8 protein-coding genes are annotated in these 15,303 nt (G+C 32.3%); 5 read left to right on the top strand and 3 right to left on the bottom strand.

The features are described from left to right. Window positions 1-687: 687 nt before the first annotated feature. Window positions 688-1,692: a LamG-like jellyroll fold domain-containing protein gene (locus F0000_RS25375; protein WP_149627511.1), complete on the top strand. Its 1,005-nt coding sequence runs from the start codon at window positions 688-690 to the stop codon at window positions 1,690-1,692. 926 nt (window positions 1,693-2,618) lie between these two features. On the opposite strand, the gene tyrS is transcribed toward F0000_RS25375, so the two are convergent. The 3 genes from tyrS to F0000_RS25360 all read right to left on the bottom strand — a co-directional run bounded on the left by tyrS (window position 2,619) and on the right by F0000_RS25360 (window position 5,340). Beyond that, entirely contained in the window at window positions 2,619-3,914 is a 1,296-nt protein-coding gene (tyrS, locus tag F0000_RS25370) for a tyrosine--tRNA ligase (RefSeq protein WP_149627510.1), read from the bottom strand. Window positions 3,915-4,013: 99 nt separating this feature from the next. After that, a complete protein-coding gene (locus F0000_RS25365; RefSeq protein WP_149627509.1) occupies window positions 4,014-4,745 on the bottom strand; it encodes a hypothetical protein in 732 nt (243 codons plus the stop codon). 10 nt (window positions 4,746-4,755) lie between these two features. Further along, the gene (locus tag F0000_RS25360) at window positions 4,756-5,340 is read right to left on the bottom strand and encodes an RNA polymerase sigma factor (RefSeq protein WP_149627508.1); all 585 of its coding nucleotides are present in this window, start codon (window positions 5,338-5,340) and stop codon (window positions 4,756-4,758) included. 205 nt (window positions 5,341-5,545) lie between these two features. Here F0000_RS25360 and F0000_RS25355 point away from each other — a divergent pair, with 205 nt between their 5' ends. The 4 genes from F0000_RS25355 to F0000_RS25340 all read left to right on the top strand — a co-directional run bounded on the left by F0000_RS25355 (window position 5,546) and on the right by F0000_RS25340 (window position 15,017). After that, on the top strand, window positions 5,546-6,430 hold the full coding sequence (locus F0000_RS25355; RefSeq protein ID WP_188112284.1) for a tetratricopeptide repeat protein: 885 nt from the start codon (window positions 5,546-5,548) through the stop codon (window positions 6,428-6,430). Window positions 6,431-6,441: 11 nt separating this feature from the next. Next, window positions 6,442-8,556 carry a CHAT domain-containing protein gene (locus tag F0000_RS25350; protein ID WP_368668150.1) on the top strand — a complete coding sequence of 705 codons (2,115 nt, stop codon included), beginning with the start codon at window positions 6,442-6,444 and terminating at the stop codon, window positions 8,554-8,556. Window positions 8,557-9,096: 540 nt separating this feature from the next. Continuing rightward, window positions 9,097-11,439 (top strand): T9SS type A sorting domain-containing protein, encoded by a 2,343-nt coding sequence (locus F0000_RS25345; protein ID WP_149627505.1) that lies wholly within the window; start codon window positions 9,097-9,099, stop codon window positions 11,437-11,439. Between the two features lie 647 nt (window positions 11,440-12,086). Continuing rightward, window positions 12,087-15,017, top strand: coding sequence for a M4 family metallopeptidase (locus tag F0000_RS25340; protein WP_149627504.1), 2,931 nt, complete (start codon window positions 12,087-12,089; stop codon window positions 15,015-15,017). Window positions 15,018-15,303: the final 286 nt, after the last annotated feature.

Below are 15,303 nucleotides of genomic sequence, written 5' to 3'. Positions count from 1 at the left end.
GTTTTTTTGATTATTCCTTTTACCCTATTGGAGAAAAAGGCTTAATTGAAAATTCAGCAAGAGTAAACGGTAAACATCTTGGAAGAGATTCTTTTTTTGATCTCACACCAAATTAAAAACGTTAAAGTTCAATAAAATGATAAAGATCAAGAACCAGATAACGCATATTATTCTAAATATTTTAAATAATCAGGGAAATAAAACCTATTTGTTTTATTTTTTAGTAATTTAGAAACAACGTAAAAAATTATTACCCCATATTCAGATTAACTCTGGGTATGGGGTATTTTGTTCAAATAAACGATAATTTGATAACAATCTCAATCATATTAATTCTACTAGGTATTGTAATTATCTGGTTTATTCGGTATCTAAACATCAACCGTTGTCCTAAATGCAGAGCAAGTTTTTTTTTACTATAATTTAATAGATAAAAAAGTACTATGTTATGATCCAGACAATAAATTTGTAAGGATTGACCAACAAACTTACAATTGTTTAAAATGTAAACATCGCTGGAAAGAAATAACGAGGTATGATGAGATGATTTCTTAAAAGTTCAATAAAACGATGGATCAGATAGTTATTATTTTTTTGTAATTTAGAAGTGACGTAAAAAATAAACCCCCGTATCCATATTATTTGGATATGGGGTTTTTTATTAACCGAAGAAAATCGAATTAACCAATGGAATCAATACAAAGATTAATCAAATCAATTATTATTAAGTTTCAAACTTCAATTTTTTTACTGTTAGCTAGCTGTATTTTAAATATTTTTAGTAGTAATGCACAAGTTAATTTAAATGAGGGATTAGTAGGATATTATCCATTTAATGGAAACGCGAACGATGAAAGTCCTAATTCAAATGATGGGACAATTAACGGGGCGGTTTTAACCAATGATAGGTTTGGTCTTTCAAATAGCGCATATAACTTTGATGGTAATGACTACATTTCTATAATAGATGATCAATCAATAAGACCTATTAATTTCACTATTTCTATTTGGTGTAGATTTGATAACTTGAACGGTTTACAATTATTATTAGATAAACATTTAGGATCTGGAGCTTTGGATTCATATGAAATATGGTTTCAAAATAATCAAATGTGGGGTACTATAGGTAATCAGAGTGGTTTTGGACCATTTATTCCACCTAGTTTTGTTCCAAATATCCAGAACTGGGATCATATTACGTATACTTTTGACGATGATAACAATATTCAAAAACTATTTATCAATTCTACAATGGTTGAAGAATCATCAGTGAATATTTCCATTGGATATGATAATGAACCTCTTCTTATTGGAGCTAGTAATGATCAACAGAATCCTAAATTCTTTTTTAATGGTGATTTGGATGATATAAGAATTTATAATAGAGTTCTATCCGAAAACGAAATTACTGAGCTTTTTGAAGACTCTCCTTCTTTAGGAATATCAGACTTAACATTGGATACTGACTTTGTCTTTTTCCCTTCTCCTGCAAATGATATTATAAATTTTGAATCCTATCATACTGTCAAAAGGATTTCTATTACCTCTATTAATGGCCTATTGCTTAATGAGTTTAGTATAAACAATAAAAAAGGCAGAATAAGAATTTCAGATTTAAAAACAGGTATATATATATTATTGATCGAAGATGACAATAACAATTTTCAAAATAGATTATTTATCAAAAAATAAGAAAGTTCAATAAAACGATACGTTTTGGTTTACCTGCCATAGCTATCTTTTGATGGTTAAAAAACCATCAAGTAAAACCAAAATCAAATAGCCTAGGGGGGCAGCTTGATCCAGAATACTATCCTAACATCTAAAATAGAGAGGGGTCAGTATCCTCCAGAATCAAAACAGATCTTGTTCAATAAAGGGGTCAATATGCTCTAGAATCCAACAAATCCCATCCAAAGGGGTCAGCTTGATCCAGAATAATTGATCTCTGTACTTACTAAAAGTAAGATTGAACTAAAATTTGACTATCTTTTTAATACAGAGGGGTCAGTATCCGACAGAACGGCAGCGATTATATATCACCTAATACTTATCTAGGGAGGGGGTCAGCTTGATCTAGCGTATCCACTTCCATCACTTCCAATTCCAAAAGGAAATGCAGGGGCTGGATTATTAGCTCATATGATGCCAAGTAAGCCGGTTTTTCTCTAATTATTCTTTTTGAAGTGGTTTAAACTTTTTTGATTCTAGCGAAAAATAGTAGTTTTTTAATCAATCGAAGTATTTTTTGCACTTCATAGCGGCGCTACGTTGTAAGAAAAAGACGAAAATTGAGTGAAAAAGAACATTTTTATAGCGAATTGAGAAAAGTTTAAACCACTTCTTTATATAATATAGAGAAAGCTAAATTTATATTTCTATATTTAATATTTCTTTCAGGAAAAAAGAACGATTTTACTATGACTCTTCTACTTATTCTGGCCATTTCTTGTTCTTATTTTGTGCTTTTTACTTGTAAATAACTGATTTTTAGTTATTATAATTTTCTTTTTCAAGAAATTTTATAAACGTTTTTTTTTCAATACTTGATTATTAGTTAACAAAACCTACGGTGAAGATATTCTGGTAGGCTTTGTTTTGTGTATCGGGATATTTTCTCAGACCACTCTGATTACAAAATAATTTCTCTTACCTCTTTGCAAAAGGATAAACATATCATTAATCAAATCGGTATGACCAATCATATATCCTTCTTTCACCTTTTCTTTATTAACTGCAATAGAATTTTCTTTTAATGCCCTTCTTGCTTCTCCATTTGATTTAAGAAAACCTGTTTTTTCTGCTAATGCTCCAATAACATCAAGTCCTTCGTTAATAATAGTCCTGGAAACTTCGGCTTGTGGCACACCATCAAAAACATCAAGAAATGTAGCCTCATCTAATCCTTTAAGATCATCTGACGTAGATTTTCCAAACAATATATTCGAGGCTTTGATTGCATTATCCAGATCTTCCTGAGAATGTGCCAATATTGTGATTTCGTCAGCTAGTTTTTTCTGTAGAATTCTTTGATGTGGAGCTTTTGCGTGATCAGCGACCAAATTTTCTATTTCATCTTTTGCCAGAAAAGTAAAAATCTTTATATACTTCTCTGCATCAATATCACTGGTATTTAACCAGTACTGATAAAACTTGTATGGAGAAGTACGTTTAGCATCCAACCATACATTTCCTCCTTCAGATTTTCCAAACTTTGATCCGTCAGATTTCGTAATCAACGGACAGGTCAATGCATATCCTTTTCCTCCTCCAATACGTCTGATAAGTTCTGTTCCCGTTGTAATGTTGCCCCATTGATCACTACCTCCCATCTGCAATGTACACTGATGCTCTTTATATAAGTGTAAAAAATCATACCCTTGCACTAATTGGTATGTAAACTCTGTAAACGACATCCCATCAGAAGATTCTAAAGATATTCTGTTTTTAACAGAATCCTTGGCCATCATATAATTTACAGTAATATGTTTACCCACATCTCTAATAAAATCAAGAAACGAGAAGTCTTTCATCCAGTCATAATTATTAACCAGAACAGCAGCATTTTTAGTATTACTTTCAAAATCCAGAAATTGTGCTAATTGAGATTTTATAGCTTCCTGATTATGTTTTAATGTTTTTTCATCCAGCAAGTTACGTTCTGCTGATTTACCAGAAGGATCTCCAATCATACCAGTAGCACCTCCTACTAATGCAAACGGCTTATGCCCGGCCCTCTGATAATGAGCTAACAACATAATAGGCACCAGATTACCAATATGCAATGAATCTGCTGTAGGATCAAACCCTACGTAGGCAGCTCTCATTTGCTCCATTAGATATTCTTCTGTACCTGGCATAGTATCATGTAACATTCCTCTCCATCGGAGTTCTCGGATAAAATTTGCGGTCATCGTAATTGTATATAATTAAAAACGCGACAAAGATAAAAATATGAATACTAACCAGCTATGGATAGCGCAGAAATCATAGCCTCTTTTAGCCTTATTTTGTTATTGAAGTAGTTTTTCGCTCAATTCTAATGCCTTACTTTTATAGATTCCTTTGTAATTAATGATACTACTAAGTATCGATTTTGCAGAATCTTTTTTTCCTATTTTTAGATATGCTAATGCTTTATACCATTTTGCTGTTTCATAGTATTGACTACTTTTTCTAATACTCTGAAACTGAAAAATAGCTTTCTGTTCTTGATTAGTATTTAAGTAACTATTCCCTAAATATAACTTAAACCGCTCTTGATCAGAAGATTTTACCAGTCCTTCTAGTTTCTGTATCACACGACTATATTCTCCATTAACATAGGCAGCTATTATGCCTTTTGTATCATTATGTGTTTCTCCCCTGGTATGATCTTCTGCAGGGAAAGGGTGGTAATACGCTAGATATAAATCTTCTGGTGATTCAGAATCCGAGATATTCCATAATAAGGTTCCCAGTCCGAATAGTATAATAATAGAAGCAGCAATTTTCCAGTATGAAAAATATGAATTCGTTTTAGATTCTTCTTGCTTTATTTCTGCACTTATCTTTTGTAACTTTTCCTTAAAAGCCATTGTATCTGTATCACTTAATACCCGATGCAACTCGCGTTGTTTCTCGACTTCTATTTTAAGCTCGCTATCCATAGCCATTTCTTTCTCAAAAGCTACCTGTTCTTCCTGGGACAATGTATTAGCAAGATACTCTTCTATTTTTTCAAATAATTGTTGAGACCTTTTCATTCGTTCATATTTATTTTTTTTCAGAGGTTACATTCAATTCCCGATATATCGGATCATTTTCTATCATCTCTATTAACATCCTTTTACAGTCAAATTTCTTTTTTCTTGCATACCCTTCTGAGTATCCTGTTATATCCGATATTTCTTTCATATTTCTTCCGGAAAAAACCAGTTCTAATAGCTCTTTACACGCATCACTTAATTTTAAAAAATACTTTCGATACAACTGTTCTTTTTCTTTGTGCTCTATCTCTTCCAGAGCAGAAACGTCTACTTCTTCAGAATCTTGTACAATTACATCATCTATAACTAGTTTCTTTTTCTTTCTCAACCTGTTTCTCCACATATTTTTACAAACTCCATAAAAATAGGTCCTCAATGAGGAATTAAACTCTAAACTTCCCGCACTCAATTTCTGATAAATCAATACCAGTGCATCCTGAAAAACATCTTCTGCATCTGCCTCATCGCCAGAATTCTGAAGAATATACCCTCTAATATAGGCATAGTTTTTTTTATAAAATATTTTAAGAACCGATTCATCACCAGCTACGATACCTTCTATAATTTTATGTTCTTCAGTATTACTACTCATAGGTTTATGTACTACAACAATAAAATGTTACCTTATGAAGATGATTTTATCTATAAAATTAACGTTCGTTAACTTTATTTTATATTATTGTATCTGTCAATATAAGCGCTGAATTCTTACAGATAACATAAAAATGTATACGCTTAAAAGGTGTAAAAGTAACATTTTTACTTTCTATGCCACTAATAAATATACAAATACACTTATGAAACTGCTAAAATCTTTTTTGAGTATAAATACCATATATCTACTAGTGTTATGCTGCTACAATAATGGATCGGCACAAGTTATTGCAGATACATTGATAGCTTCTCAGTATTTTAAAAAAGGGGATTCTTTATTGACACAAAGAGCATTAGATAGTTCTCTTTCATATTTTCAGAAAGCATTGCCTATCTATGAAGCATCAAAAGTATGGGAAAATGTAGCGAAATGTTATAATCAAATTTCTGAATATCATTGGCGAAATCAAGAATATGAACAATCATTAAAAAACGCTAAGAAAGCAATAAAAATAAGCACTAAATACCTTGAAAAAGAAGCAATCCAAAAAGCCTATGCTTATGATAACATAGGCATCTATTATGAGCTAGCCATTTTTGATTATGAAACTGCCTTGATGTATTATAAAAAAGCGCTTGATTTAAAAAAAAGAATTCTTCCAAAAGATAATATAGGTTTTTCGTTTACATTTAATAATATTGGGGGAATTTTTTTCAAAAAAGGAGAATATGATAAGGCATTAGAATACCATCAAAAAAGCTTGCTTTTAAAAATAAAAAAAAATGTACAGCTAGCTTATTCTTACAATGAAATTGGAAGAGTCTACATTGCTAAAAAAGCATACCAGAAAGCATTACAATACTTTAAAAAATCATTATCCATCGACATAAAAACTCTGGGGAAAATTAATTTAGAAGTAGCTACTGATTTTAATAATATTGGTGTTGCTTATAGAGGAAATAAAGAATATGATAAAGCATTAGAATACTATAACAAAGCACTAGATATATACATAAAACTATATGGGGATAACCATGTTAGAGTTTCTAATTCATATTATAATATTGGTTTAATACATCATGCTTAGAAGAATACGACATAGCACTTAAGCAGAGCTATAAAGCCTTAAATATCCGACTAAACCTCCTTGGTAAACATCATTCTTATGTTGCGAACTCATATTTCCTTATAGGACTAAGTTTTGGCGAAAAAAAGAAATATAGTAAAGCAATTAACTCTTATAAAAATGCACTAGAGATTCGTTTGAAGATCTCTGGAAATCATCACCCTGAAATAGCGAACATAGAGAACTATATAGGAAACACATATGACAAAAAGAAAGAACATTCTACTGCTCTAGATCATTATAATCTTGCTCTAAAAGCAAATACTTTTCTTGAAAAAAATAATTCCTTAAACTCAGAAAAATTCTTCGATCTAAATATAGCCTTAGAAACATTATTATTTAAAGCAAAAAGTTTTCAAAACCTATATCATACTGACCTTGATATTCAACATTTAATTAATAGCATTGACACATATGCAAAGGCAGAAAAAATCATCGGTAACATACGAGAAGATTTAAAAAACCCAGAAGACAACATAACCTTCTCTAGCACGGCAAAAGAAATTCATCAGGAAGCCATAAAAACACGAATGCTATTATATAATAACACTAACCATTTTAAAGAATTAAAGCATTCTTTTTACCATTCTGAAAAAAGTAAGGCAAATACTTTGAAAGAACTTCTCAATGCATCAGAGGCCAAAAGTTTATTAGGGTTACCTCCGAGCATAGTTTCTTTACAAAAAAAAATAAAAACTGACAATGCTTATTATCAATCCCAGATGGCAAAAGCATTCAAACAAAAACCAGTTGATTCTACTAAAATTGAAAAATATGAAAATAGACTTTTTGATCTCTCCAGAAGGAGAGATTCATTAACAGAAATCTTAGAAAAAAAACATCCTAATTATTACCAATTAAAACATCAAAATGATATCATAACTATTGCCGAAATTCAGAAAAAGTTAGGCAACAAAACTACAATATTAGAATTTTTTACTGCTGATAGTATCACCTACACTTTCTTGATTTCTAAAAATAAGTTGACCGTAAATGAAATTGCAACACCTCAACTCATCAAAGAAATAGAACTCTTAAGAACTGCAATTACAGATAAAAATACCGATGAGTTTAAAAAAGCTTCATATTCACTATATCGCCAATTAATTGCTCCTATCAAAAATCACATAAATGGCGATCAGCTCGTCATAATTCCAGACGGTTCATTATGGCATCTTAATTTTGAACTGTTGCTTACAAAAGAAGATATCTCTAATCATCCATCTGAGTTATCTTACCTACTCAAAGACTATGCGATTAGTTATGCCAATACTGTAAACACTTTATTTAACAAGTTTAAAAACAATTCTCTATCTAAAAAAGGTCAGGAATGCCTGGCTTTCTCATTTTCTGAAAGCACGAAGTCGGTTGATAGTAAAAGTATAAGCCTGGCAACACTAAGAAGTAGTGGTGGTGATCTCCCCGGAACACGCAGAGAAATTAAAGCCATTGCCGACATTATTGACGGGCAGTATTTTTATGGATCAGAGGCTATTGAAATGAATTTCAAAAAGAATGCCAACCAATATAATATATTACATCTTGCATTGCATGGTGAGGTAGATAATAAAAGACCTGAAAATTCTAAACTTTTTTTCACCCAAAGTAATGATTCTATTGAAGACAATCTGCTCTATAGCCATGAATTATTTGCTTTGGATATTCCGGCAGAACTTGCGGTACTCAGTGCGTGTAATACCGGAATTGGTAAAATTGCTAAGGGAGAAGGAATTATGAGTCTGGGAACTGCTTTTCAGTATGCCGGAACCAAAAGCCTGTTATTAAGTAGTTGGGAAATATCTGACAAAACCACTCCAGAATTAATGAAGTATTTCTATACAAATCTGAAAGAAGGTATGAATAAAGCAAAAGCACTACAACAGGCAAAATTACAATACCTAAACACCGCAGATATCAACCGCACTCATCCTTTTTATTGGGGAGGATTTTATCTTTTGGGAAATACTCATCCAATTCTGTTTGACACCAATTATTCCGTGTATTGGAAAATCGGGACTGGAATCTTAGTTATATTTCTTCTAAGTGTATTTTGGTATCAAAAGAAAAAATCAAAAAAACTGAGGTAGATAATTAGCTTTCTAATACTATTTTCCGGGTTTATAGTCAACATTGTTTCAATCAACTCGAGAATTTTCTATTAAGTTATCCAGATAAATATTAATATTAGCTACATAAAGGCAGAACATAACTAAGACAAGCTTGATTACAAATTAAAGATTAAATGTTCTAAAAAATACAGTTAAATAAGCATTTCATAATCAAATGTGCAGTTTTAGTCTAGTCTATTTAATTCAATTTTTACTGAAAAGAGCACAAATTGCACCGTTATAAAAGTATACCTATAATCATAATACCTTCAATCAAATTTAGCAAAATACAGTAAGTAATTATATATAAATACCAAAAGTGATGAGCTTATTAAACCAACACTTTTAAACAAATTTTAATCCTCCAAATCTATTTATTAACCTAAATCCCTGCCTATATCTATGACATAAGTAAAGAACTATAATTTTCTCATTTATTTAATTCACAAATCTTTCATATTTGTTTGCTTTAAACAACTAAATACAAAGCAGAACAAATATTCAAACTCAATTTTTACAATGAAAATTACAAAATTATTCATGGCTACCTCTATCTTGGTAGTAAGTATTCCTTCTCTAAAAGCTCAAGAAACCAATATTGACATAAACCTCAACATAAAACACTCTGTAGGAGGCGTTTCTGATTTCGGAAGAGAAAGACACATCACTTTACATTCTGCTATCAATGAACCTGATTGGGTTGGAGAACAGGAAAAAATGGACTATTTAATTAATGAATTAGATGTCTATTTTGGTCGAGATAATGGAGCCGCCACTTTCCATTTTCAACATACACCAGTGGATCCTAACATCGCTAACTATCCTCATATGGATTCAATTGCGATCCAGGGAGAATACTGGAAAGAAATTTATGATGAATTGGGCTCGGATATATTACAGTATGAATCAAAAGCTTCAGAAATGATCATGGGTACAAACCCACATCCTACATATCCTACGTTAAAATGGGATACAAATGGTTTGACGACCAGTGATCCAAAATGGCAACCTAAAAATGTAGAGACCTCTGCAGATTGGGTAGTAGAATATCTTGATAAATACTTTGCCAAAAATCAAACAGAAAATGGACAACCATTACCAAAATACTGGGAAGTAATTAATGAGCCAGATATGTTAATGATGACTGGAGAATTCATGGTTACCTCACAAGAAAAATTATGGGAATATCACAATCTTATTGCTGAGGGTATCAAAAATAGATTAGGTGATAAAGCACCTTTGATTGGCGGTATGACATGGGGATTACACGACTTTCATAGACCCGATGGGATCAGTAGATACAGAACTGGTCATTATGATCAATGGTTAGATCAGGCAAATATTGATATCTTTCGTGAAATGAGCCAAACCGCATTCGAAGATAGCAGAGAAAATGAATGGTATCAGTGGGATGTCATGTGGAAAGGATTTATAGATACTGCTGGTGAGAATATGGATTTTTATGCTGTGCATATTTATGATTGGCCTATCTGGAATGGAAACGGACCAACCATAAGGTCAGGAGGACATACAGAAGCTATGTTGGATATGATGGAGTGGTATGATGTAAAAAAGTTTGGAACCCGCAAACCTGTAGTAATTTCAGAATATGGAGCAGTAACTAATTATATCGATCAAGAAGGTTTAGACCCTGCAAGAAGAGATTGGGAAAATCTTAAGCCATTTTCACATATGATGATGCAGTTTTTAGAAAGACCAGATTACATTATTAAAACTATGCCTTTTACGCCTGTCAAAGCTGAGTGGGGGAATCATGTAAACGAAAATGGAGAAGTGACCAAAAGATATCCTTACACCATGATGGATAAAGATGCATCAGGAGAATGGCAATGGAGTGAGTTCATAAAATGGTACGAACTATGGGCAGATGTAAAAGGAACCCGAATTGATACAAAATCTGAAGATCTTGACATTCAAGTAGATGCTTATGTAGATGGAAATACTACATATCTAATACTAAACAATTTAGAAAGAAACGAAAAACAACTTTCATTAAATTTCTTTGGACAGAATAACAATACCATTGAAAATGTAAGAGTAAAACATCTGCATCTTGATGGCAATACACCAACATTATCAGATACTACCATGGATACTCCTCCTGATACAGTTACCATTGGGGATGAAGCTACCATGATCTTAGCCTATAATTTTACCAGTCCCGTTCAGGTTAATGAAACTTCAGATGAATATAAATATTATGGAGAAAGTTTAAGTGGCTCTGATGGTTCTACTCCTCATAGAGTGACAATTCCTAGCGGAGCCTTAACTGCTAATATTAATAACGTGGCAATTCCTGAAAAAGGAGAAGCAATGCTACGATTATGTGGTGCTTACTTTTGGACTCACGTTTCTACACAGGATGATAGAAATATAATTACAATCAACGGATTCCCATTAGAATTCAATTCAGATTGGCGAGGTGAAGACCCACAAAGAAATATTTATTTTGGAGTATTAGAAATTCCAGTACCTCTGCAATATCTAAGAGAAAACAATGTCATAACTAGCACACTTCTCAATACAAATACCTACACTAATGTGAGCCTTCAGGTTTGGGATATGAGTATTACTCCTGGACGAAGTGGTGATGCTACACTTGGTATTAATGATACTATTTCTCAGAATGTTTCTATATACCCTAATCCTGCTAATCAAACAATTAATTTTAATGGGATTGAACCAAACACCTCCATTGTAATATATGATTACGCTGGAAGAAAGCTTATGGAGAAACAAACAGAAGATACAACTACATCAATTAATATTAGTCATATGAATGCCGGTGTGTATTTAGTTAAAATTGGTGATTTCCTAACGAAGCAACTTATTATTAAATAAGTAAACCATAATAGATATTAATATTGTTATAAATACATCATACAGTATTAATAAAAGTTTAGTGTTATACTGAGTTTGTCATAGTGCAATTAAAAATGGAGGGCATATTCGCCTTTGACAAGCTTAGTATAACTCTTATATTATCTCAATCAAAGATATAAATACAAATTCTTCAGGTTATAGAACGATAGCGACAGTACAAATATTCAGTATCACTTCTTTTATAATTGAATGAAGCTTCCCTGACTGCAAGAATGCCATGTTTAGGCATATCCCCAGGAAATCTTGATAACTTCGTTTTGAACGTTTTTTTGAGTGTACCCGACATAAAGTTCTATGCTTTTTACTGATCAAACTCAGCCTATCATTCAAATGATTTACGCTATTATTAGGCAAATCTCAAAAATATTCAATCTCAAAAAATCATATTTTTATCAAAAAAATCATTCAATTAACGATTATTACTTCACTTTTTTGAGCACCAATCAATACTTACGGTTTATGCGGATGAGCTTAGGTTCATTATCCTAATTATCTTATTTTTACAAAATTCTGAAAATAAAAAACAGGGATTTTTAACCTAAAATGTAGCTTATAACATTTTATTCTAACTCAAAACAAATATCAACACTCAAACAAATCGTATTATGAAAACAAAAATGTTCGTCTCCTTATTTCTGATCGTTTTTATTAAAACTATTTCTTTTTCTCAAAAAAGCAGTAATGGATTCAAAAATATGTCGTTTAACTCGGGCCATACAAAAGAAAGTGTAATCACTGCGTTTTTATCAACCAATAACCTTTCTACAGACAATACCTTTCGTCTTATTAGATCAACTACTGATAAATCAGGCATTACTCACGATAGATATCAACAATACTATAAAGGAATAAAAGTAGAATTTGGAACCTTAATAACTCACAGAACTGGGTCTCAGGTACACGCTATTAACGCAGAAGTATATGATGCGTCAAGACTAGAACTCACTCCATCATTAAGTAGTAAAAACTCTTTATATAAAGCTATGGAGCAACTACAAATTAAAAAAGCATCCTGGATAAATAGCACTACTAAAACGATAACTGATGAACATACAGATTCAGAATTAGTAATTATTCCTAATTACGATGATAATCTAAAATCTGTAGTATTAGCATATAAGTTTAAAATAGTAGCTTCAGAGCCATACATAAATGGTAATTCATACATCAATGCAAAAGATGGAAATTCTGTACTTTTCAACCCTATAACAAAACATCATAATAGAGATTTACACAAATCATCAGAAAAGAAAAACAGTCCTAAAGTAAAATCATCTGCTTTAAATCATTTTACGGCTGGTACAGCAGACACCAGATATTTAGGACAACGAACTATTGAAACACGTGAAGAAGCTGACGGTACATTTACACTTAATGATGATATCAATAAAGTTTACACAAGAGATGCATTAAATGGTGATCAGAATACAGGCACTTATCTTAATAATTTTGAAGAATTTATTGATAATGACAATAATTGGACTGCTGCCGAGTATGATAATACAGATTTTAACAATGCTGCATTAGATGCCCATTTTGGTGCCTCAAAAGTAAAAGAATACTGGGATACAGTTCACAACAGAGATAGCTATGATGGTAATGGAGCAGACCTAATTAGTTATGTACACGTAGGCACAAATTATTTTAATGCATTCTGGAATGGTAGTGCTATGTCATATGGAGATGGAAATTCAAACCCTCTTTCTACCCTTGATATCTGTGCTCACGAAATTGGACACGCAGTTACTCAAACTACTGCTGATCTGGTATACGCCAATCAGTCCGGAGGTTTAAACGAAGGATATTCTGATATATGGGGTGCTGCAATCCAACATTACGTAGTTGGATCAGGAACTGATACTGCTCCTGATATCAGTGTGTGGGACATAGGAGAAGATATTGGAGCAATTCGCTCTATGAGTAATCCTAAAGCATTTGGTGACCCTGATACATACCTGGGAACTAATTGGACAACTACAGGAGATGAAGGCAATTGCGTACCATCAGGACCTAATGACCAATGCGGAGTACACTCTAATAGTGGAGTACTGAATCACTGGTTTTATATATTAGTGTCAGGAAAAGCAGGAACAAATGATGCCGGAGACACTTATAACGTTTCGGGTATCGGAATGAAAAAAGCAGAAGAAGTTGCATACTTGACATTAAGAGATTATCTGACACCTAACGCTACATTCCTGGAAGCTCGAAATGCTTCTTTGACAGTAGCCAGAAACCTATACTGTATCGGCACTGAATATCAGGAAGTTCAAAATGCGTGGTATGCGGTAAATGTTGGGGATGAATTTGTTGCAGTGGATGATGATGTATTGCTACAAAGTGTTACCGGCAGTACAAATGTAAACTGTGATGGTGATGGTTCTTTTTCCCCTAAAATTATGATTACAAATCTTGGAACTAATCCTATTACCTCTGTAGATGTAAGCTATACAATTAACGGAGGTACTCCTGTCAATGAGGTAATTAGTACAAATCTTGCTATTTGCGAATCTTCTGAGTACAGTCTTTCACCTATAAATTCGCTTCCAACTGGCATAAATGTGCTGAGCGTTACTACGACTGTAGTTAATGATGGACGACCTGAAAACAACACACAATCTTCATCAATTATCATAAACGATAGTGGAGCTGTTAATACAGTAAATACTTTTGAAAACACTAGTGATGCACTTGTTGCCTATAACGAAGGAGATACAGGAACATCTTTATGGGAAAGAGGAATTCCTTCTGGAACATTATTGCAGCATAGTGATAATGTATATGCTACTAACTTAGATGGAAATCACCCAGATCTGACAAAAGCGTATTTAGTTTCTCAGTGCTACGATTTATCAAATCTGGATGGTGCTGAATTAAAATTCAAAATGGGATTTGATTTAGAAGAAAACTGGGATATTATATACGTAGAATACTCTATTGACGGAGGAGAGAATTGGAATATATTAGGTACCTCTTCTGATCCAAATTGGTATAATAGCGATCGTACAAATGCTTCTTCTGGCGCTAGTAATGATTGTCAAAATTGCCCGGGAGCGCAATGGACAGGAGAAGGAGAGGACACAAACCCATTAGGAACTGCCAATGCAATCTTAACTGAATATAGTTATTTATTAAGTGATTTTGATGCTAATTCGCCATCACCAGCTTCAAATATCATTTTTAGATTTGTTTTTCATTCTGATGCTGCCGTAAATGAAGAAGGTGTTATCATTGATGATTTTAGTATTGCAAGTGGCAATGTATTAACCGTAGAAGAAAATTCATTTCAGAAATTCTCTAGTTATCCTAACCCAACAGAAGGAATATTAAACCTTAGTTTAACACCTGATAGTATTGATGAAAATATCGATATTATCGTATCTGATTTAAGAGGTAGAAATGTGTTTAATAAATCTTACAAAGCAGTTAACAATTTTACAACTACTCTAGATTTACATACGCTGAACCCAGGAATGTACTTAATGACCGTTAATCAAGGAAGTAAAAGTAGACTTGTCAAATTAATGATTAAGTAACTATAGTTAATCAGCAATAACAAAAAAACCTTGAAGAATTATCTTCAAGGTTTTTTATTATTCAGAATCAAATAATGAACTCAAATAAAATTACTTACTAAAATAATTTGTATAGGCATTTCTAGCATCGCAAATAGTATTATCTATTTTTGCAATATCCAGGGCAAACTCAAGCTTTGTTAATTTTGTTAAATTATGATCTATTTAATTTAGTATCATGTCCTTACATTTAGGACTTTTATCAAATAGTCTTGATCCCAAGCTGCTTTGAGTCTTTTTCCTTTGA

The sequence above is a fragment of the Aquimarina sp. RZ0 genome, assembly GCF_008370685.1.
Lineage (GTDB): Bacteria > Bacteroidota > Bacteroidia > Flavobacteriales > Flavobacteriaceae > Aquimarina.
Note: the sequence above shows the minus strand (reverse complement) of the source record. Positions and strands in the feature narration are given on the sequence as shown.